At 48.4% G+C, this 19167-nt stretch carries 26 protein-coding genes; 12 read left to right on the top strand and 14 right to left on the bottom strand.

All coding sequences use genetic code 11. The features are described 5' to 3' along the window. Window positions 1–13 precede the first annotated feature (13 nt). The gene (locus tag METLIM_RS11245) at window positions 14–1327 is read left to right on the top strand and encodes an ATP-binding protein (RefSeq protein WP_004078569.1); all 1314 of its coding nucleotides are present in this window, start codon (window positions 14–16) and stop codon (window positions 1325–1327) included. Between the two features lie 183 nt (window positions 1328–1510). On the opposite strand, the gene METLIM_RS15755 is transcribed toward METLIM_RS11245, so the two are convergent. The 11 genes from METLIM_RS15755 to METLIM_RS11300 all read right to left on the bottom strand — a co-directional run bounded on the left by METLIM_RS15755 (window position 1511) and on the right by METLIM_RS11300 (window position 9518). Then, the gene (locus tag METLIM_RS15755; RefSeq protein WP_004078570.1) at window positions 1511–2014 is read right to left on the bottom strand and encodes a winged helix-turn-helix domain-containing protein; all 504 of its coding nucleotides are present in this window, start codon (window positions 2012–2014) and stop codon (window positions 1511–1513) included. Between the two features lie 119 nt (window positions 2015–2133). Beyond that, on the bottom strand, window positions 2134–2433 hold the full coding sequence (locus METLIM_RS17205; protein ID WP_004078571.1) for a hypothetical protein: 300 nt from the start codon (window positions 2431–2433) through the stop codon (window positions 2134–2136). A 112-nt stretch (window positions 2434–2545) separates the two neighbouring features. Then, complete coding sequence (locus METLIM_RS11260) at window positions 2546–3196, bottom strand: hypothetical protein (protein WP_004078572.1); 651 nt, start codon at window positions 3194–3196, stop codon at window positions 2546–2548. A gap of 76 nt (window positions 3197–3272) precedes the next feature. After that, window positions 3273–3614, bottom strand: coding sequence for a putative zinc-binding protein (locus METLIM_RS11265; RefSeq protein ID WP_004078573.1), 342 nt, complete (start codon window positions 3612–3614; stop codon window positions 3273–3275). After that, window positions 3611–4030: an arsenate reductase ArsC gene (locus METLIM_RS11270; RefSeq protein ID WP_004078574.1), complete on the bottom strand. Its 420-nt coding sequence runs from the start codon at window positions 4028–4030 to the stop codon at window positions 3611–3613. Before METLIM_RS11270 ends, METLIM_RS11265 begins: the two co-directional genes overlap by 4 nt. Before the next feature lie 82 nt (window positions 4031–4112). Next, window positions 4113–4823, bottom strand: a complete 711-nt coding sequence (locus tag METLIM_RS11275) for an aromatic aminobenezylarsenical efflux permease ArsG family transporter (protein ID WP_004078575.1) — start codon at window positions 4821–4823, stop codon at window positions 4113–4115. An 8-nt stretch (window positions 4824–4831) separates the two neighbouring features. Then, window positions 4832–5293 carry a nitrophenyl compound nitroreductase subunit ArsF family protein gene (locus METLIM_RS11280; RefSeq protein ID WP_004078576.1) on the bottom strand — a complete coding sequence of 154 codons (462 nt, stop codon included), beginning with the start codon at window positions 5291–5293 and terminating at the stop codon, window positions 4832–4834. Window positions 5294–5363: 70 nt separating this feature from the next. After that, window positions 5364–6461 carry an ACR3 family arsenite efflux transporter gene (gene arsB, locus METLIM_RS11285; RefSeq protein WP_004078577.1) on the bottom strand — a complete coding sequence of 366 codons (1098 nt, stop codon included), beginning with the start codon at window positions 6459–6461 and terminating at the stop codon, window positions 5364–5366. 303 nt (window positions 6462–6764) lie between these two features. After that, on the bottom strand, window positions 6765–7043 hold the full coding sequence (locus tag METLIM_RS11290; protein ID WP_004078578.1) for a ubiquitin-like small modifier protein 1: 279 nt from the start codon (window positions 7041–7043) through the stop codon (window positions 6765–6767). Between the two features lie 181 nt (window positions 7044–7224). Then, window positions 7225–9030, bottom strand: coding sequence for an aldehyde ferredoxin oxidoreductase family protein (locus tag METLIM_RS11295; protein WP_281034199.1), 1806 nt, complete (start codon window positions 9028–9030; stop codon window positions 7225–7227). Window positions 9031–9146: 116 nt separating this feature from the next. After that, a complete protein-coding gene (locus tag METLIM_RS11300) occupies window positions 9147–9518 on the bottom strand; it encodes a winged helix-turn-helix transcriptional regulator (protein WP_004078580.1) in 372 nt (123 codons plus the stop codon). Between the two features lie 141 nt (window positions 9519–9659). On the opposite strand from METLIM_RS11300, the gene METLIM_RS11305 reads away from it, so the two are divergent. Together METLIM_RS11305 and METLIM_RS11310 are read left to right on the top strand one after the other, a co-directional pair. Further along, the gene (locus METLIM_RS11305) at window positions 9660–10751 is read left to right on the top strand and encodes a permease (protein WP_004078581.1); all 1092 of its coding nucleotides are present in this window, start codon (window positions 9660–9662) and stop codon (window positions 10749–10751) included. Window positions 10752–10777: 26 nt separating this feature from the next. Continuing rightward, complete coding sequence (locus METLIM_RS11310) at window positions 10778–11197, top strand: hypothetical protein (RefSeq protein ID WP_004078582.1); 420 nt, start codon at window positions 10778–10780, stop codon at window positions 11195–11197. A 415-nt stretch (window positions 11198–11612) separates the two neighbouring features. Here the strand turns inward: METLIM_RS11310 and METLIM_RS15760 are convergent, their stop codons facing one another. Further along, window positions 11613–12020, bottom strand: coding sequence for a V-type ATP synthase subunit D (locus tag METLIM_RS15760; RefSeq protein WP_083824961.1), 408 nt, complete (start codon window positions 12018–12020; stop codon window positions 11613–11615). Here METLIM_RS15760 and METLIM_RS16970 point away from each other — a divergent pair. The 8 genes from METLIM_RS16970 to arsB (METLIM_RS11350) are packed head-to-tail and all read left to right on the top strand — an operon-like array spanning window position 11977 to window position 17051. After that, window positions 11977–12450 carry a hypothetical protein gene (locus METLIM_RS16970; protein ID WP_217178034.1) on the top strand — a complete coding sequence of 158 codons (474 nt, stop codon included), beginning with the start codon at window positions 11977–11979 and terminating at the stop codon, window positions 12448–12450. The genes METLIM_RS15760 and METLIM_RS16970 overlap by 44 nt on opposite strands. Beyond that, a complete protein-coding gene (locus tag METLIM_RS11320; protein WP_083824962.1) occupies window positions 12447–12836 on the top strand; it encodes an ArsR/SmtB family transcription factor in 390 nt (129 codons plus the stop codon). Before METLIM_RS16970 ends, METLIM_RS11320 begins: the two co-directional genes overlap by 4 nt. Beyond that, the gene (arsD, locus tag METLIM_RS11325; protein WP_004078585.1) at window positions 12826–13143 is read left to right on the top strand and encodes an arsenite efflux transporter metallochaperone ArsD; all 318 of its coding nucleotides are present in this window, start codon (window positions 12826–12828) and stop codon (window positions 13141–13143) included. The genes METLIM_RS11320 and arsD overlap by 11 nt, the downstream gene beginning before the upstream one ends. 8 nt (window positions 13144–13151) lie before the next feature. Further along, window positions 13152–13514, top strand: coding sequence for a carboxymuconolactone decarboxylase family protein (locus tag METLIM_RS15770; protein WP_004078586.1), 363 nt, complete (start codon window positions 13152–13154; stop codon window positions 13512–13514). Then, a complete protein-coding gene (gene arsA, locus METLIM_RS11335) occupies window positions 13514–15346 on the top strand; it encodes an arsenical pump-driving ATPase (RefSeq protein WP_004078587.1) in 1833 nt (610 codons plus the stop codon). Before METLIM_RS15770 ends, arsA begins: the two co-directional genes overlap by 1 nt. A 37-nt stretch (window positions 15347–15383) precedes the next feature. After that, window positions 15384–15752, top strand: coding sequence for a YlbF family regulator (locus METLIM_RS11340; RefSeq protein ID WP_004078588.1), 369 nt, complete (start codon window positions 15384–15386; stop codon window positions 15750–15752). A gap of 1 nt (window position 15753) precedes the next feature. After that, entirely contained in the window at window positions 15754–15954 is a 201-nt protein-coding gene (locus METLIM_RS11345; RefSeq protein ID WP_004078589.1) for a hypothetical protein, read from the top strand. Between the two features lie 20 nt (window positions 15955–15974). Continuing rightward, window positions 15975–17051 carry an ACR3 family arsenite efflux transporter gene (gene arsB, locus METLIM_RS11350; RefSeq protein ID WP_004078590.1) on the top strand — a complete coding sequence of 359 codons (1077 nt, stop codon included), beginning with the start codon at window positions 15975–15977 and terminating at the stop codon, window positions 17049–17051. A 159-nt stretch (window positions 17052–17210) separates the two neighbouring features. Here arsB (METLIM_RS11350) and METLIM_RS16690 read toward each other — a convergent pair whose 3' ends face one another. Together METLIM_RS16690 and METLIM_RS11355 are read right to left on the bottom strand one after the other, a co-directional pair. Then, window positions 17211–17363: a hypothetical protein gene (locus METLIM_RS16690; RefSeq protein WP_157202302.1), complete on the bottom strand. Its 153-nt coding sequence runs from the start codon at window positions 17361–17363 to the stop codon at window positions 17211–17213. A 116-nt stretch (window positions 17364–17479) separates the two neighbouring features. Beyond that, entirely contained in the window at window positions 17480–17851 is a 372-nt protein-coding gene (locus tag METLIM_RS11355; RefSeq protein WP_004078591.1) for a winged helix-turn-helix transcriptional regulator, read from the bottom strand. Window positions 17852–17992: 141 nt separating this feature from the next. On the opposite strand from METLIM_RS11355, the gene METLIM_RS11360 reads away from it, so the two are divergent. Beyond that, window positions 17993–19084, top strand: coding sequence for a permease (locus METLIM_RS11360; protein ID WP_004078592.1), 1092 nt, complete (start codon window positions 17993–17995; stop codon window positions 19082–19084). Window positions 19085–19167 lie beyond the last annotated feature (83 nt).

Raw genomic sequence — 19167 nt, forward strand, 5'->3', positions numbered from 1 at the left:
GCAATAACTAATCATGCAGGAACTCACAAAACTTGAGATCCTGGAGATCCTGAATGACTGGAATTACTGGAACAGGGACTTTGAAGAATACATCCCAAGACAGGAATACCTTGACAGGATAAAACTCTTCAGGAAATCAGGAGAAATAATTGTCCTGACCGGGATTCGGAGGAGTGGAAAATCAACTCTCCTAAAACTTGAAATGCAGTCTTTAGCAGAGGAAAAAAGCAAAAAAGAACTGCTCTATATCTATTTCGAAGACCCAAGACTATCAGACAACCTGAACACAAAAACACTTGACCTAATCCTTGAAGTGTACAGAGAGAACATAAACCCAAAAGGTGAAATCTTCCTCTTCCTCGATGAAATCCAGAACGTTTCCGGATGGGAAAAATGGGTCAGAACTGCCTATGAATTAAAAAAAGCAAAAATCTACGTAACCGGGTCATCATCAAAACTTCTCTCAGGAGAAATTGCAACGTCAATTGGTGGCAGGTACCTGAACATTGACGTCTATCCCTTAACCTTCCGGGAATACCTCATCTTTAAGGGAATAAAATGCACAGACCTCATGGAATACACTGCGAGAAAAACTGATATAAACCGCTTCTTCACTGAATATCTTAGATACGGAGGATTCCCAAGGATTGCAACCGTAGAAGAAGACTTAAAAAAAGAGGAACTGATCTCATATTTCAATACAATACTGTTAAAAGACATAATGGCCCGATACGGGCTTAAAAACTACGACAAACTAAAAACACTTGCCGAATACATACTCTCAAACGACACAAAACAAAACAGCATAAGCAGCATAGGAAAAGCACTAAAATACGGGTATAACACAACCGGAGATTACATTGACTACCTAAAACAGGTCTATATGCTATTTGAAATCAGAAATTACAATTACTCCCTTAAAAAACAGATAGCATCTGATACCAAATACTATACAACAGATACGGGTTTTGTAAACACTCTTTCGTTCTCATTCTCAGGAAATATGGGCAGACTGTTTGAAAATATCGTCTTCAACGAACTAAAGCGAAGAGGTGGGGAGATATTTTTCCTGAACGCGAATGGCCATGAATGTGACTTCATTGTTAAATCCGGTGATAAAATAACAGAATGCTTTCAGGTCTGCTACAAACTTAACGAATATAACAAAAAAAGAGAGACTGAAGGACTCCTCATGGCCTGCAGGAAATTCGGGCTGAAAACGGGCTTTATCATAACCGAGAGCTATTCCGAAGCATTTTATGAAGATGAAATAAAGATAGAACTAATCCCTATAACAGCGTTTCTGTTAAAAATCCCGGTTAGCTGATAAAAATATCATATCCCTTCTGACGGGAATAATCAAATACACTTTTTTGCTGCAAAATGTAATTATTGCTAAAAAGCTGAAAGGAAATTTCTACCGGCACTTTTCCGGCGGTCAGAAAATTCCGGCTAATGCAGTAGTATATATCTGATTCCGGGGAAATTCAGACCTTTAAAATTGTCAGAATTACCTTTCCCCTTTATGACCGTGACAGACATATTTATGCTCCTCTCCGCAGTATCCGGGCACCGGATTATTACCATCATCCCCACCGGTATTGTAACCGCTATTGCTGTCACTATTGTCAGTATTGCTGCTACCATTTATTCCGGATGAGAATGCCGTGCTCTTTGAATTCTGAACATTTTGCCTTTCAGAGATGTACTCTGAAATTTCATTTAATTTCTCTTCGCCAAGCATCTCTCCAATAATTGCATTGTTTAGTGCGTCTACACTCTTTACAATTGGAGAATCCGGATTTATCGAATATTCAGTAACACCACGATCATGAACATTAAGTATATTCCATTCAGCAAATTTTTTTATAACCCTGCCGGCAGTAACCCGTGAAATTTTAGCCTCTTCAGCCAGTTCTGTAACATTGAATTTAATCTCCCTAAGCGGCAGGAGAAATTCAAGTATTCTCAGCTCACAGGTATTGCCAAATATTCCTTCAAAAGGACGATTCATATTCCACCAGTATTTTTCAGATATTATTCATTTTACTTTCAGAGTTTCAGGATGATCATATATATAATCACAAGTGATAAAAATATTTTGCAGAGCCATGATATTGTAATATTAAAATATTATAATTTACATTTGGGACATATGTCCTCATACTTAAGGCACTTCATAGCAATGCTTATTCCATGAGAATCAAGTGCTGAAGATACCTTTTTAATATCAATTATATAATATTTGATATCTTTTTTCTTCACCTCGCTTATATAACTCCCATTAAGCAGATAAGAGACAGCATCATCAAATTTTAAATAATCTTTACCAGGATATTTTTTTAAATACAATTTGTTCAACTTTTTAGAATTATAACCACGATCTGATCTGAAGCACCTGCCCTTGTATAATACATTGAGAATATAAATCATCTCAGCAATTAATATACAAATCACCTTTAATCATAACTTTTACAATTCCGGTCCGTTAAAGATTTCGCAGAACGATTACGAAATAACCCGGAAAAAGCAGTAACTTTTTTCGTCAGTCCAGGTATGGCATATGTGCTCTGGAAAATATCACCGGCGGAAATTCATATAACGGGTCCAGTTCACCTGCATTTTCATTGATAATCTCATAGACCCTCAATATACCCATATCCTCCCCGCTGCCGGATTCCTTATACCTGTAGTCAATGCCGGCAAAAACCCTCATCTTAAGGTCATATCCAAATGAGATAACAGGGCCTTTTGGGTACATCAGACCCTCCTTTTCAATCTCCGGCAGGGAACGGTCACAGATCGCCTCTGCATCCACCGTATAGGAATAGAGGCTGTTTTTATCGGAGTGCTCTTCAATGAAATACTGAATATCCCCATAATCCACAAGGCTGGCATGAAACATCATATCTTTTGTGGATGCCGGAGACTGTGATCCGTTTAAATCAGCGGCAGGTCCTGCAAACATTATCGCTGCCGGATCTCCGTTTGGCGAGAGCAGAAAATCCATCTCCTTAACCTGCCTCTCTGCATACGTCCCGGAGACAGAATTAAAACTGCATCTGTCAAAGGCTGTACAATCACTTCCGTCAGTAAATGCACAGACACCCTGCACCGGAATTCCGGTTAAAAACAGAGAGATAATAAATATTAAACCAGCTTTTCTGACACTAAAACCCCATACAGTCCCGCTCATCTCAGAGTATATGAAACTGCACCTTTAAAAAGAGATCCCGGAGGAGATATATATTTTAGGAGACCGAATAAAAAATTCAAAGTCTTTTAAGAGCTTTTCTAAGCTCAGATGAGAGAATCTCAATCTCAGCAAAAGCAGGCTCATCCACACCCCTCTTCTCAATCCCAAGATCTGTTGCCGTAATATGCAGAACAGGCAAAACACCGAGTGCATTTAATTTCTTACATGAACAGCAGTCCGGACATCCCTCAATGACAACAACCTCTGAATCTGAAGATAACCCATCAGAGATATCTGCTGCGGGGATATGCCTCTCAAAAACCCCGGGATGCCTCTGCATAAAAGCATTCACCGCCTGACCCGTAAGCCTGCCGGTATTTGAGATCCCGCTGCAGGTTACAACGATTAACTCACTCATATCCTGTCACCAAATTTTTCATCAATAAAACCGGTGACCTCATCCCTTATCCCCCTGAAAACCTCCATAACCTCTGCATCACTGCCGGATGCAGCGGACGGATCGGAAAAACCGGCATGAATCTTCTCCTTCGCCCAGGGAAACATAGGACAGGCACCTTTTGCACTGTCACATACAGTTACCAGGAGGTCCATCTCAACACCAAAAAACTCATCAAGCTTTTTGGACCACTGCCTGGAGATATCAATACCGATCTCATCCATAGCCCTTATCGCATAAGGATTAACAGACGTAACCTCAGTTCCGGCTGAAAAAGCCTCAAATATCTCCCCAAAACGGGCATTCAGATACCCTTCAGCCATCTGCGACCTTGCACTGTTATGAGTGCACACAAACAAAACCTTCTTCTTAGCCATTTAATATATATCCATTAAAAACACTCAGCAGAGAGATATAACCGACATATCCCCTCCAAAGAGAGCATAAATTCCAGAGCTGTCATAAAACCAGACCTTTAATCCAGATTCCGGTATAGAAAATTCCGCCGGCAATGAAGACATAAGCCGCAGCAGTCCTGATATATGAATCAGCCTTATTCACCCGGTTCATAAACCTGACAGCCCCTTTCATCCCTCCCGCAATAAGCAGAGAGACAAGAATTACAGGAAATGCCGTTGCAAGAGCAAAAGATGCCGGAATTATCAGAGGATCGGAGTTATTGGCCGCTAACGGAATTAACATCCCAAAGAAAAGTGCCGCACTGAAAGGGCAGAATGCAACAGCAAATACAAACCCCAGCCCAAAACTTCCAAAAAGACCCCGATCAAAGAGCCACATTTTAAGCCTGCCGGAATAATCACCATTCAAAAACCCGAAAGAATCAAAAGAGATCTCCTTTAGGATAATAATTCCTATAATCAGCAAAAACGGCCCAAGAAGCATCTCACCGTAATTCCTGAGAAATGCAGATACAGGAGCAACACCAAGTTCCAGCCACAAAACAGCCGCTGCAACAAGGATATAGCCCAAAGCCCTGCCGCCCGCGTACAGAATTCCGGCTGACAAAGTCCTCACAAATTTCTCACCCTTCCCGGAGATATATGCAATGGCCGCCATATTTGTCGCAAGCGGGCACGGACTGAATGCAGTCATCAGCCCTATAAAAAAGGCTGCAATAACGGGAATGCCGCTCATTCCCATAGTTTCCATAAATCCGGTCAAGAACTACCCCCTATGAGTGGGTCTAAGATATTTTTCAGATATTCTGCAAAGGATTCAGGATCATTTAAACGGTACAGAGCACCGACAAGGTTTTCATGGTAAAACTCTCCGTCTTTGCCGTAAACCCCTATCATCAGGGACGAACCGCCGGCCCCGTACTTCTCAGCCAGCTCCTTATTCTCCTCTTCATCAATGTTTACATGCTCAAAGATCAGTTTTCCTGATTCAAGCTGAGGCTTATAATAGGTCTGAACCGTCTCATTAGCAAGCTCACCAAGAATAACACATGAATAGCACTGACTGTTTGTGTGGAAATGGTACAGTTCAGCCTTCAAAGCCCCGAATTTATCTGAATTTACAGAATCCGGTATACCCTCATCTGTATTCTCTGTGCACCCCGCAATAATAAACAATGATAACAATGCAAGCACAACGCCCGCCTTTAATGCCGTTTTCATCTCAAATCATTCCTCAAACTGTTTTTTTAAAGATACATACTCATCCGGAAAATACAGTGGATATGAATAATCATCCATCGGACTCATTTCCTTTAAACATTCCCTCTGTCCCAAGACATATTTTTACAAGCATAAGCATAACCGGCACCTCAATGAGCACACCGACAACCGTTGCAAGTGCTGCTCCGGATGAAAGCCCAAAGAGAATCGCTGCTGTTGCAATGGCAACCTCAAAATGATTCGATGCCCCAATCATCCCGACAGGAGCTGCATCACGGTAAGGCAGTCTGAAGCGTCGTGCCAGGACAAAGTAGCCAAGAGTGAATATCAGCATTGTCTGAATGAAGAGCGGAACTGCAATCCAGAGTATTGTTAGCGGATTTTGAACTATTACATCACCCTTGAAACTGAAGAGTAAAACAAGTGTTCCAAGAAGTGCGATAATGCTCACCGGAGTTAAAATATGCAGGAATTTCTCCTCAAACCAGGCCATGCCCTTCTTTGAGATTATCCATCTCCTTGTCAGATAGCCAAGGACAAGAGGAAGCCCGACATATACTGCAACCGAGAGCAAAATAGTCTGCCACGGAATCGGCATTGAATTAACCCCGAGCAGAAATCCTCCAAGTGGTGCATACAAAATGAGCATTGTAAGCGAGTTTATTGCAACCATAATCAGAGTTAAGCCGTCGTTTCCGCGTGCAAGGTAACTCCACATAAGAACCATTGCAGTGCATGGAGCAATTCCAAGAAGGATACACCCTGATACATAACTTCTCCAGAGTTCAACCTCAGTCCCGTTTGCCAGAATTTCTGTTCCGGGAATAAAGTCGACAAAGACATATCCAAGGAAGAAGTATGCAATCAGAAACATTGTAAACGGCTTAATCGCCCAGTTTATAATAAGCGTCAGCAGAACGGGCTTTGGCGTCTGTGCCGCTCTTAAAACCTCTCCAAAGTCTATCTTTACCATTATTGGATACATCATGAAAAAAAGAGCGATTGCAATTGGAATTGAGACCTCATAGACAGAATAACTATCCAGTGTAACCGCGGCCTGCGGGAAAAATCTTCCAAGAAGAATACCGCCCGCTATACACAGAGCAACCCATATGGTAAGATATTTCTCAAATGTGTTCAGTCTTTTGATATTTTTATGGTCAGACATATCTCAGCTCCGGTCTCATTTACACAGAGCAGCCAGTTATCTGAATGCTGATATAAATGAGTATTTCAAATTTGTTTGAAACAATAATTGATCATAACCCCATATATATCTAATTGTTTCAGATTGTTTTGAAACAGTGTGAAGAACAATAATCACGCAAAAAATACAGGCAAATGTGCCGGAAGATTACACATTCAGACTGATTTATGGCACAAATACATCTTAAAACAAAAATAAGGGAAATGATGAGCACGATCACCATCTGTGAACCGTTATTCATGACCGGTGCACAACCGGCATACCCTATCCACCTGCCGCCGGAGGAAAGAGGGCAATCAGATCCCCGTCAGCCAGAGCTGTATCAAGACCTGCCAGAAATTCAATATTCCTACCATTCCTGAGGATATTGACAAATTTCCGGAGGGAATCCGGGCCATCAAAGATGAGAACACCAAGCCCGGCATACCGTCCGGTAAGCTCGGAAAGGAGTGTTCCAACAGTTGCACCTTCCATAATATCAAGGTCCACCTGCATATCCATCACTTCCCTTAATGTAGCAAACGCCTTCACCTTAATTTTCATATACAAAATCTCCTTACATCCTGTTCTCCCGCAGAAGAGCCACTCGCAAAAAATTCAGACGGTTTCACAACCGGACCGCAGCCGGCACATTCATTCCCGTAAATATACGGATGCCGCCCGGATCCCGCTGTGAACCATCCCGTGCCGTAACAACGGTGTTTTTACCACCTCTTCTGCCGGATTATACAAGTCCCAGTTCCTTTATCTTCTCCTCAGATGGTATCCCTTCACTGTCCCATCCCCGCAGAGTGTAATATTCATCAAGCATCTCAGAAATCCGGGCAACCTGCCCCGCTGGTGCACCCTCCTTCAGCGGTTCGTTCAGCAGCCGGTCCGGCAGATTATCATCCCTGCGAGAAAATCCGCGTTTTATATTGTAGAGTTTCTGGAGGTTCCATATCCGTTCGCCAATCTTCATCAGTTCAGCGGCATCGATCTCCATACCGGTTGTAGCAGTGAGAAGATTCGCATAATCCTCTGCTCCCAGGGCAAATGAAGTGAAGAGACACATCCCCGAGGCATCAATGGATGCTGTCAGGTCCTGAAACGTCCTGACCCACTGCGGTTTTCCCGTGACCACGTAAGGGTCCAGTTTCTCCGGCGCACCAAGAATCTCGGGCGAGATCATGTACCCGTACACATGGTCACCGCCCCGGTTTGATGTGGCGGTTGCAAGCGCATATCCCTGAATCCCCCGGGGGTCATAGGCCGGCAGTTCCTGCTTCTTGGAGCTCATGGACAATTCGGGATAACCGTATTTCGTGGCAAACCGGAAGGAGCCCTCGGCGAGTTCATCCCCGATATCCTCGCGCTTTGCAATCTGTTCCAACAGTTTTAACATCCCTTCCGCGTCACCGAACCGGATCGGGTGCTTCACGTACCCTTTCTCTGCCATCTCCATCAGGCAGGCGATGGTTGTCGGTGTTCCGATTGCGTCGAGCCCGTACTCGTTGCAGATGTTGTTTGCCCGGGCTATCGCCTTAAGATCGCTAATCCCGCAATCGGCTCCGAACGCCCAGTCAGGCTCATACTCCGGCCCTTCCCCGTGTTCGCCGTCGACTTCGGTGACCCGGCCGCACTGCACGATGCAGGCATAGCATCCCTTGGGTTTCTTGAGGATAGTCTTTGCCATCGTCTCGCCGGAGATCTTCTCCGCGTCCGGGAAATGTGCGGTCTGGAAGTTTCGGGTCGGAAGGAGATAGTTCTCGTTGAGGATGTTGATGAGCACAGCGGTACCGTAATCATGCAGCGCCTTCTCGATCCCGTTCTCCTCGATCTTCTTGCGTACGCGCTCCTTGACGATGTTGAGCTGCGCTTCATCTGCCGGCTTTATGGGCAGGTCTCCCCGTGCGGCGATCGCTTTGAGATTCTTTGAGCCCATGACAGCGCCGGCGCCCCCTCTTCCGGCAGCCCGTGCCTTTTCATTGATGATACAGGCAATGAGTGCCAGCTTTTCCCCGGCCGGTCCGATGCAGGATACACGGACGCTCTTGTCCTCGAGTTCGTCCACAATTGCATCGGTGGTCTGCCCGGTGGTTTTACCCCAGAGATGAGCGGCATCCCGGAGTACAGCCTCCCCGTTATCAAGCAGGAGGTATACGGGCTTTTTCGCTTTCCCGCTCACGACAACCGCATCAAACCCTGCTTTCTTCATCTTCCAGCCAAAGACACCGCCGCTGTTGGCACTCATCGCGGTTCCCGTGAGTGGCGAGATTGTCGAGACCTCGTACCGGCTCCCCAACGGGATGCCGGTGCCGGTCAGCGGCCCGGCTGCAAATACGAGGACATTCTCCTCGCTCAGCGGATCGATCTTCGGATCGACCATGTCGGTCAGGAGCCGGATGCCAAACCCCCGACCGCCGATGTACTGTTGCTTGAGTTCCGGTGGCGTGGGCTTTATCGTAACCGTCCCTGCCGAGAGATCGGCATAGACCATTTTTCCTGCGTATCCGTCCATGATGATTACCAAAAGTGACTTGAGGGTCAAAGTTATTAAACCTTATTCAAAAAAAGTTGAAACGTTAACAGGCAGGGATTGTTAATAAATTTCAATGGATTCAAAAATTTGTTGCCGTATGATTATTACGAAAGATATGAGATTCTTCACTTTCTTTTCTTCGGTCCGCAGACGACAATCTTATCATCGTCAATCATCGGGATCTTCATATGTTCGATCGCCCAGTCGCAGAGAGCATCAAGGAGCGGGATGATCGTGTTCCCCAGCGGCGTGAGCGAATACTCGACCTTGGGCGGGACCTGGGTGTATACTTTTCTTTTGATAATCCCGTCCTGTTCCAGCTCCCGCAACTGTTTTGTCAGCATCACATCCGTAATACCGGGGATTGCCCGCCTGATTTCGCTGAACCGCAGCACGCGTTTTCGTAAGTACCAGATGATCAGCGGCTTCCATTTGCCGCCGATAACATCGAGCGTGCCTTCCACCGGGCAGAAATAACAGGAGGGATCTTTCATCATACACTTTCACTATGTTTTTGTATAGTATATTTAATCAGAGTTAGTATCCCATATAAATTTAGTGGCTGCAGAGATCAATAGGAGATTCCACTGGCATGCATAGCGCCGGGAATCCGTATAAATCACAATAATGGTGAAACCGTGTTTGAAGAACAACTGACCATCGCATTCAATGAATTCGTCCACGTCGCCGTAGTGCTCGTGATCATTATCGCTGTTATCGCGATTCTCACGGGTATCGTGCGTGAATATGTTCCCCAGGAAAAGATCCAGAAACGCCTCGGGAGCGGCCTCGGGAGAAAAGGGCCGATCATCGGGGCGCTCCTTGGGATACTCACCCCGTTTTGCAGCGCATCGATGATACCGGTCTCAATGGGAATGATAGAGTCAAAAGTACCCTTCCCGACTGTGCTGGCATTTTTATTCTCTGCCCCGGTCTGCAATTTCATGGTCGTGGGAATCATCTTCGGGGTCTTCGGCTGGCAGATCGCTCTTGTATATTTTGTCGTGACCCTCGTCATGGCGATAATCGGCGGAACGTTCCTCGGCAGCACCCGGCTGAAGCATGAGGTCAAGGAAGTGGGGGTCGCAGGCGAATCATACTGCTCCGCATCTGCTCCGGCATCAGCACCCGCATGCGGCGTTCCACTGTCCAGTGCATCTCCGGCACCGCTCGCTTCGGGATGTGGGTGTTCAGCACCGGTTACAAAACCGGTTTCGACATGCTGCTTTGAACCCGTGGTTCCATCGTCCGCGTGCTGCGGCTCGACATCACCCGCCGCTGAATATGAGGGTGGAAGTTTCTGGGAACGCAACCGCCCCCGTATCGTCCGAAGCATGCCGTTTGCCCGGGCACTCTTTGTAAAGATAATTCCTTACGTGCTCGTCGGTGCAGCGATCAGCGGCATCATCGCGGCGTTCGTTCCTGCATCAATTGTCGAGACCTACGTGGGGAACTCAAACCTCCTCGCAATCCCGATCGCAGCAGTAATCGGGGTCCCGCTCTACCTGAGAATCGAGATGGCGATCCCTCTGCTCTCGGTTCTTCTTACAAAAGGTATGAGCCTCGGTGCGGCAATGGCCCTTCTCATCGGGGGGACCGGCGCGAGCCTGCCGGAGATTGCAATCCTGAGTTCTATGCTCAGACCCAAAGCCATCGCAGCATACGTCCTCTGGGTGTTCGTCACGGCAACACTGGGCGGGTTTGTTTTCTATGCATTGTTTGTCGGATGATTATGTGGTAACGGGGTGACGAGAAAATGACCGGACAGAAAAAAGGGCAGGACAGATCCAATGAGCGCGGAGAGTCCCGGTGCCCGGCTTCCAGCCTTGTAACAGATGGGGGAATACGCGGATTCGCCCGTACCGCGATCTCCTGCTGTCCCTACACGATGCTTGCGAAGAAGGTCCTGCGGTTGCTGCGGGGTGAGACCGGAACACTCCCGGATCAGCTCACGAACCGGGAGATCCACCTGAAAAGCAATATCAGAATCGGGTACGGTATCATGCTTGTCGGGATCTTCTGCCCTATCTTCTGGTTATCCCTGCTGGCCGGTGCAAGAGGGGACGAACTCATGTTCAATGCGATCCACTCGGTTCTTGTTTTCCTGTTCGGCCTTGGGTTCATGATCGCACACCGGATCCAGCTGGGAAGGGAATTCGGGGGTACAAACCGATGATGCCACCGGTCCTGAAGGTATTTGCTCCCTGTATTGCCGGGGCGGCGTTCCTCTTCATTGTCAACGCGGTCGTATCAGGTAGCGGCTGGTTGCTGCCGACTGTCGTTATCGCTGGTATCGGTTGCATCACAGCGGGAGTCATTGTCATGAACGATAAGAGAAACCGGTAAACATTTCGTTGCGTGGCCTATGGTAAAAAATCCAATACAAGAAAGCAAAATGAGATCTGACGAACGACAGGCAAAAAGCCTGATGAAGATCGGTGCCGGCCTTGCTCTTTTCGGATTGGTCTGTCCGTTCTTCTGGATAAGTCTGTTCTGGGGAAGCTCTCCCCACGAGACGTGGGTGTACGGCCTCCATTCTCTCTGCTTCATCGTTATAGGATCAATCCTCGTGGGGAAGGGATGGTATGATATCAAGCAACTCGGAGCTCCGATAAACCATCAGAGTCCCTGAGGATATTTTCTTCACAATTGATCCGAAAGTTGATCCGAAAGCGCGAGGTATTTGCAGGAACCGGCAGATTTGCACTTAAGTCCATACGGTTTTTCTTCTTTTTGATCAGGAACAGCCACTTGAACTCCTCCCGTTCGTCACGCATCGATTCGGTAGTTCTTTCGCGTGTTCTAAGTTCCGGTAACAGCATCTTCTCCAGAGCATTCACCCTCCATATCAGGGTCGCGATCTCATGCATCAGCAGGAGGAGCGCCTGCATACGCACCCCGGCCATTTTAATGATCTCGTCAACCATCTCCTCGCAGGCATCGGCAGCATCGTCGATGACGCTGGATGTGCCGAGCAAACCGTACCCCCCGTTCGTCAAGGCTCTTCGTTACCTTGACCGGATGGAATTGCGGGAGAGCAAGCCTGACAACATTCTGATATTCCACAATAACGGACGGGTGCTCCTCAACGGAAAACGCTGCGAGCGTGACACCGGCCGTCCCTGCCATGATCAGCGCGGCCGTCAGTTCTTCCCCGGCTTACCGGTATTGCGCCTCCATCTGGTCATAGCGGGGTTTGAGCGTTTTGACTCGTTTCACCAGTTCAAGCAGGGCATCCCGCCTGATTTTCAGCAGCCGGTGCGCCCGCTCTATAAGACTGATCTTACGCCGGACTGCGAGCAGCTCGGCACGAGTCGGAAGCACCGGCCGTCCGGATACTGTCATGTCCCTGACCTCCCAAATGACTCCCGGTACCGGAAAGAACAGGTGCGCAGAGTCCAATCAGCGGCCATCTGGTTCATAGGATGAGGTACCTCCGGATCTGTTCAGGCACCGGTAGCTTTCTACCAGAGGGCACATATTTATATATGCAGATATACAAATATTTTGTTGTGCAAGGGCGGATTAAACTGTTAAAAGCTCTCGCCGATGAGACGCGGATAAAGATCGTACAGTGCCTGATGGATGGCGAACGATGTGCATGTGCCATCGTCCCGGCCGTTGGGAAAGCGCAGCCAACAGTGTCGCGGCACCTCAGAATTTTAGAGGAAGCTGGGGTTCTGGAGTCAAGGAGGGCAGGTGTTAACATCTGGTATAAAATCAGGTCGAAACAGACGATCCAGATTATGGAAATTCTTGGCATTCAGAAAATCGAGACAGAGGTAACCTGTGAGGAATGTGAACATGACAAGTGATACCGTGATAATATACGAAGGAGCACTGTGCTGCTCAACCGGGGTCTGCGGCCCCGAACCGGACAAAGAACTCATTGAATTTAATGAGACCCTGAAGAAATTAAAAAGAGATTATCCAGATCTGGAAATCATGAGGGCGAGCCTTACTTTCAACATCGATATGTTTCTGGAGAATGATGAGATCCTCCAGTTGGTAAAGACGCATGGACCCGAGATTCTTCCCATCACCACGTTCAACGGGAAGATGGTAGCCCAGAAAAAATATCCGAACTACGAAGAGTTCCAGGATCTTATCCGCAGGGGGTGAAATCAAGGATGACGAAAACTGAACCTGAAAAAGCAATGGACGTTGCTAATGACACCGCATCAGTGAGCCTGTTCACCGATGAAGTCAAGGAACTGGTCGCTATCGGTGCAGCAGTTGCTGGTAATTGTGAAAAGTGTTTTACATATCATTATGAGAAGGCTAAAAAATTAGGGGTCTCCCATGAAGACATGTTACAGGCAGCAACGCTTGGAAAAACAATCAAAGAGAAGCCGTCTAAGGCGCTATCCGATCTTGTCAGGGACCGCCTGATCGCGCATGCGGCATTGTCCATCTCCGGTCTGGCCGATAATTCACTGCTAAGTCGCGATACACCGACCGCCAATCGGGAAACAAAAAAACAGGGCGAATAATGATCAGGGATTTTGTAACTCCACGGCCGGGTACTTCCCGGTTTATTTTCTTTAGTGGAAAGGGCGGTGTCGGTAAAAGTACCATGAGCTGCGCAACAGCCGTATGGCTCGCCAGGAACGGGTACAGGACGTTACTTGTCACCACAGATCCAGCGCCGAATTTATCTGATATATTCGGTCAGAAGATCGGTCACCGGATAACGGAGATCAATGGCGTAGAAAACCTTTCGGCAATAGAGATAAATCCTGATGCCGCTTCGCAGGAGTACCGGGACCGGATTATAGCCCCCCTCAAAGGACTACTGGACGAACAGAATGTGAAGGGCATACAGGAACAGCTCAAGAGCCCCTGTATCGAGGAAGTCGCTGCATTTGACAAGTTCATCGAATTCATGGACAAACCGGAGTACGATGTGGTCGTCTTCGATACCGCACCGACCGGGCATACCCTGCGACTGTTAGAACTTCCGAGTGGCTGGAGTAGCGAGCTTGAAAAAGGCGGTGCAACCTGCATCGGGCCCAGCGCATCGTTGCAGTCGGCGAAAGTCAAGTACGAGAAGGCGATTGCTGCTCTTCAGGATGAAGCAAAGACCTCGTTTGTCTTTGTCCTCAAGCCGGAGCGGTTGTCCATCTTCGAAACAAAACGAAGCGTTAAGGAACTCGAGCAACTGGGCATCAAAACAAGTTTCCTTGTGATCAATGGGGTATTACCGGAAGAAGTGGTCACAGACGAATTCTTCAGGATGAGATGGGACCAGGAGCAGGAGATCGTGGAGGAGATCAACCGTGAATTTTTGATGGAAAAAATTCTGTACCCGCTCAGAAACACTGAAGTCTCCGGAATATCCCTGCTTGAAGCTGTGGGAGAGTTCCTGTACGAAGGGAAGGAAGAAGAGATCCAGACGGCCGTTATCCTGGAGGAGGCGGAGGTCACATCTCCGGTTGTGTATGACAAACCGGTGATTGATGCCCTTCTCTCCCCGAAAAAAGGTACGAGATACCTCTTCTTTACGGGAAAAGGAGGGGTAGGAAAGAGCACCATTGCCAGTGCGACGTCGGTCTATCTGGCAGAACGGGGATACCGCACCCTGATCCTCACCACCGACCCGGCTTCACACCTGCAGGTGATCTTTGGTCAACCACTCGGCAATGAGCCTACAAAGATCAACGGTGTCGAGAACCTCTACGCAACACAGATCGACCAGAGAAATGCGTGGGAAGAGTATAAAGCGAGAATTCTTGATGCTGTAAAGGATGAGGGGGAGGAGACGAAGAAGGCAGTGGAAGAGGATCTGAACTCGCCCTGTGCGGAGGAGATGGCTGCGTTTGAAAAATTCATGAGCTATTTCGGGGTAGAGGGATTTGACGTCGTCATCTTCGATACCGCACCGACAGGACACACGTTACGGCTGCTGGAGATGCCGTCAGACTGGAAAGGCTTCATCGACCTGGGAACACTGACCAAAAAGACATCGGACGTTACCAGAGACAAGTACGCTCATGTGATCGACACGATGAGAGACCGGGAGACCAGCACCTTTGTCTTTGTGATGTATCCTGAATACACGCCCATCATAGAAGCCTGGAGAGCAGCTGAAGATCTGAAAAATCAGGTCGGTATTGAATTGGGCATGGTGGCAATCAACTACCTGCTCCCCGAGAATTATGGGAACAACAGTTACTTTGCCGACAGAAGAAAGCAACAGGAAAAATATGTGCACCTGATACGCGAAAGATTCCCGGTGCCCCTGTTGGGTGTGCCTCTTTTCGTAGAGGAACTCAACGGCATCGAGTCGCTCAAAAGAATGAGCAGCGCTATCTATGGAGAGTAAACCAGAACAGACAACCGAAGTCACCAGGAGGATGAATATGGAAAACCAATCCACAAGCCAGAATGACCTGAAGTCCCTCGTAAAAGCATTCGCTCATGCGATTCTCGAATGCGAGGAGTATCGCACCTTCATGCAATGCAACGAAGATCTGGAGAGAAATCAGGAAGCAAAGAATCTGTTAATTCAATATCAGCGAAAACAGACCGAACTGCAATGGAGCGGATATGATGCAACCACTCTTGATGAATTGAAAGATCTGCAGATGCGGGTAAAGAATGATGAAACGTTGACGAAGTTTTTCAGTTCGCAGGAAGCACTTGTCGACCTTCTCAAACGTTCAAATGATCGGATAAGTGAAAAGATCGGGCAGACGTTTGCCCAGAACCGTCAGGGGGGGTGCTGTTAACATGACCGTCGAAGAACACGAGGTATTGGCAAGAGCAGAGATACTTGGAGAGGCCTTGCAACAGGTAAATGATACAACGGATCCCGGCGAATTTATCCGCCTTCTGGGCGAATGCAATGCGATGATCCGGCAGATTACCCGCATCGATTACGGGAGGGTATGCGCACCTGCCGGCGGCTGTGACTGCGGCGGTAAGTGCTGATCATTACCTGGTGATCATGCATGACTAATACAAAACAACTCTCTTTTCTTGACCGGTACCTGACCCTCTGGATCTTCCTTGCCATGGCCGTCGGTATAGGCATCGGCTACTTCGCGCCATCAGTACCGTCTGTAATCACCGGGCTCTCGGTTGGCACCACCTCGATCCCGATCGCGATCGGGCTCATCCTGATGATGTACCCGCCGCTCGCGAAGGTTAAGTATGAAGAACTCCCGAAGGTGTTCAGGAACACGAAGGTGCTCGGCCTCTCGCTTGTCCAGAACTGGATTGTCGGTCCGGTACTGATGTTCGCCCTTGCGGTTATTTTCCTGCGGGACCAGCCGCTCTTCATGTACGGGCTCATCCTCGTTGGCATTGCAAGATGCATCGCGATGGTGATCGTCTGGAACGATCTCGCTGAAGGTGACTGTGAGTACTGTGCTGCCATCGTGGGGATGAACTCGCTCTTCCAGGTATTTTTCTACTCGGTCTACGCGTGGTTCTTCATCACGTACCTGCCCCCGCTGCTCGGACTTGGGACCGGGTCTGCCGTCTCGATCACGATAGTCCAGATTGCCGAGAGCGTCTTCATCTATCTCGGTATTCCGTTCATCGCCGGCATGATCACCCGGTATGCCCTGCTCCGCGTGAAGTCGAAGGCCTGGTACGAGCAGGTCTTCATCCCGAAGATCTCGCCGATTACCCTCATCGCACTGCTCTTCACCATCATTGTGATGTTCTCCCTCAAGGGCGAGTATATCGTCAACGTGCCGTTTGATGTGGTCAGGGTCGCAATCCCGTTGCTCTTCTACTTCGTCATCATGTTCTTTGTGAGTTTCTGGATGTCTCACCGTCTCGGTGTCGATTACGCAAAGTCCGCTTCGCTCTCATTCACCGCTGCATCCAACAACTTCGAGCTCGCGATTGCGGTTGCCATCGCGGTCTTTGGCATCGCATCACCGGCGGCTTTTGCCACGGTCATTGGACCGCTCGTGGAAGTGCCGGTGCTGATCGGGCTCGTGAATGTCTCGCTCTGGCTCCGGGAAAAATGGTATGGCGGGAAGAATGACGGAACGTGCAGCACGTCGTTGCGGTGAGCGACGGGGGGTGGTTGTTGGGAGAAGAAAATCCTTTTTTGTCTGCACCCACAACACCTCCCGCTTCCCGATGACTGAGAGATGTTTTGGTTGATGAAGCCATCCTGAAGAGAGGATGTTCAATTCCGAATATGAGGCACGTAGCCTCATCAACGACCACTAGGGGATTGCCCCCTGACGGGATCCCCGCCCGCTCATACATTCCCTCTTGTGTTCCGGAAGGATTGCAACCGTCCCTGCCGAGAGATCGGCATAGACCATTTTTCCTGCGTATCCGTCCATGATGATTACCAAAAGTGACTTGAGGGTCAAAGTTATTAAACCTTATTCAAAAAAAGTTGAAACGTTAACAGGCAGGGATTGTTAATAAATTTCAATGGATTCAAAAATTTGTTGCCGTATGATTATTACGAAAGATATGAGATTCTTCACTTTTTCTTCTTTGTTCCGCAGACGACAATCTTATCATCGTCAATCATCGGGATCTTCATATGTTCGATCGCCCAGTCGCAGAGAGCATCAAGGAGCGGGATGATCGTGTTCCCCAGCGGCGTGAGCGAATACTCGACCTTGGGCGGGACCTGGGTGTATACTTTTCTTTTGATAATCCCGTCCTGTTCCAGCTCCCGCAACTGTTTTGTCAGCATCACATCCGTAATACCGGGGATTGCCCGCCTGATTTCGCTGAACCGCAGCACACGTTTTCGTAAGTACCAGATGATCAGCGGCTTCCATTTGCCGCCGATAACATCGAGCGTGCCTTCCACCGGGCAGAAATAACAGGAGGGATCTTTCATCATACGCTTTCACTATGTTTTTGTATAGTATATTTAATCAGAGTTAGTATCCCATATAAATTTAGTGGCTGCAGAGATCAATAGGAGATTCCACTGGCATGCATAGCGCCGGGAATCCTTATAAATCACAATAATGGTGAAACCGTGTTTGAAGAACAACTGACCATCGCATTCAATGAATTCGTCCACGTCGCCGTAGTGCTCGTGATCATTATCGCTGTTATCGCGATTCTCACGGGTATCGTGCGTGAATATGTTCCCCAGGAAAAGATCCAGAAACGCCTCGGGAGCGGCCTCGGGAGAAAAGGGCCGATCATCGGGGCGCTCCTTGGGATACTCACCCCGTTTTGCAGCGCATCGATGATACCGGTCTCGATGGGAATGATAGAGTCAAAAGTACCCTTCCCGACTGTGCTGGCATTTTTATTCTCTGCCCCGGTCTGCAATTTCATGGTCGTGGGAATCATCTTCGGGGTCTTCGGCTGGCAGATCGCTCTTGTATATTTTGTCGTGACCCTCGTCATGGCGATAATCGGCGGAACGTTCCTCGGCAGCACCCGGCTGAAGCATGAGGTCAAGGAAGTGGGGGTCGCAGGCGAATCATACTGCTCCGCATCTGCTCCGGCATCAGCACCCGCATGCGGCGTTCCACTGTCCAGTGCATCTCCGGCACCGCTCGCTTCGGGATGTGGGTGTTCAGCACCGGTTACAAAACCGGTTTCGACATGCTGCTTTGAACCCGTGGTTCCATCGTCCGCGTGCTGCGGCTCGACATCACCCGCCGCTGAATATGAGGGTGGAAGTTTCTGGGAACGCAACCGCCCCCGTATCGTCCGAAGCATGCCGTTTGCCCGGGCACTCTTTGTAAAGATAATTCCTTACGTGCTCGTCGGTGCAGCGATCAGCGGCATCATCGCGGCGTTCGTTCCTGCATCAATTGTCGAGACCTACGTGGGGAACTCAAACCTCCTCGCAATCCCGATCGCAGCAGTAATCGGGGTCCCGCTCTACCTGAGAATCGAGATGGCGATCCCTCTGCTCTCGGTTCTTCTTACAAAAGGTATGAGCCTCGGTGCGGCAATGGCCCTTCTTATCGGGGGGACCGGCGCGAGCCTGCCGGAGATTGCAATCCTGAGTTCTATGCTCAGACCCAAAGCCATCGCAGCATACGTCCTCTGGGTGTTCGTCACGGCAACACTGGGCGGGTTTGTTTTCTATGTTCTGTTTATCGGGTGATTCGTGAGGCTTCGTGACAGATAAGATAACGTGAACAGGTAAGGATGTGAGTGATGGACGAACAGCGAATTGAGGAGGATCCT

Origin of the sequence: Methanoplanus limicola DSM 2279 (assembly GCF_000243255.1) — an archaeon.
GTDB lineage: Archaea > Halobacteriota > Methanomicrobia > Methanomicrobiales > Methanomicrobiaceae > Methanoplanus > Methanoplanus limicola.

Coding starts and splice junctions, on each gene's coding strand:
- METLIM_RS11355 (WP_004078591.1), bottom strand. CDS start 17,851: ATGATGAAAGATCCCTCCTGTTATTTCTGCCCGGTGGAAGGCACGCTC.
- METLIM_RS11310 (WP_004078582.1), top strand. CDS start 10,778: ATGACCGGACAGAAAAAAGGGCAGGACAGATCCAATGAGCGCGGAGAG.
- METLIM_RS11345 (WP_004078589.1), top strand. CDS start 15,754: ATGACCGTCGAAGAACACGAGGTATTGGCAAGAGCAGAGATACTTGGA.
- METLIM_RS11280 (WP_004078576.1), bottom strand. CDS start 5,293: ATGAAAACGGCATTAAAGGCGGGCGTTGTGCTTGCATTGTTATCATTG.
- arsB (WP_004078577.1), bottom strand. CDS start 6,461: ATGTCTGACCATAAAAATATCAAAAGACTGAACACATTTGAGAAATAT.
- METLIM_RS11260 (WP_004078572.1), bottom strand. CDS start 3,196: ATGAGCGGGACTGTATGGGGTTTTAGTGTCAGAAAAGCTGGTTTAATA.
- METLIM_RS16970 (WP_217178034.1), top strand. CDS start 11,977: ATGACGCTGGATGTGCCGAGCAAACCGTACCCCCCGTTCGTCAAGGCT.
- METLIM_RS15755 (WP_004078570.1), bottom strand. CDS start 2,014: ATGAATCGTCCTTTTGAAGGAATATTTGGCAATACCTGTGAGCTGAGA.
- METLIM_RS11265 (WP_004078573.1), bottom strand. CDS start 3,614: ATGAGTGAGTTAATCGTTGTAACCTGCAGCGGGATCTCAAATACCGGC.
- METLIM_RS11300 (WP_004078580.1), bottom strand. CDS start 9,518: ATGATGAAAGATCCCTCCTGTTATTTCTGCCCGGTGGAAGGCACGCTC.
- METLIM_RS11245 (WP_004078569.1), top strand. CDS start 14: ATGCAGGAACTCACAAAACTTGAGATCCTGGAGATCCTGAATGACTGG.
- METLIM_RS17205 (WP_004078571.1), bottom strand. CDS start 2,433: ATGATTTATATTCTCAATGTATTATACAAGGGCAGGTGCTTCAGATCA.
- METLIM_RS15770 (WP_004078586.1), top strand. CDS start 13,152: ATGACGAAAACTGAACCTGAAAAAGCAATGGACGTTGCTAATGACACC.
- METLIM_RS11270 (WP_004078574.1), bottom strand. CDS start 4,030: ATGGCTAAGAAGAAGGTTTTGTTTGTGTGCACTCATAACAGTGCAAGG.
- arsD (WP_004078585.1), top strand. CDS start 12,826: ATGACAAGTGATACCGTGATAATATACGAAGGAGCACTGTGCTGCTCA.
- METLIM_RS11320 (WP_083824962.1), top strand. CDS start 12,447: ATGAGGTACCTCCGGATCTGTTCAGGCACCGGTAGCTTTCTACCAGAG.
- arsB (WP_004078590.1), top strand. CDS start 15,975: ATGACTAATACAAAACAACTCTCTTTTCTTGACCGGTACCTGACCCTC.
- METLIM_RS11275 (WP_004078575.1), bottom strand. CDS start 4,823: ATGGAAACTATGGGAATGAGCGGCATTCCCGTTATTGCAGCCTTTTTT.
- arsA (WP_004078587.1), top strand. CDS start 13,514: ATGATCAGGGATTTTGTAACTCCACGGCCGGGTACTTCCCGGTTTATT.
- METLIM_RS11290 (WP_004078578.1), bottom strand. CDS start 7,043: ATGAAAATTAAGGTGAAGGCGTTTGCTACATTAAGGGAAGTGATGGAT.
- METLIM_RS11340 (WP_004078588.1), top strand. CDS start 15,384: ATGGAAAACCAATCCACAAGCCAGAATGACCTGAAGTCCCTCGTAAAA.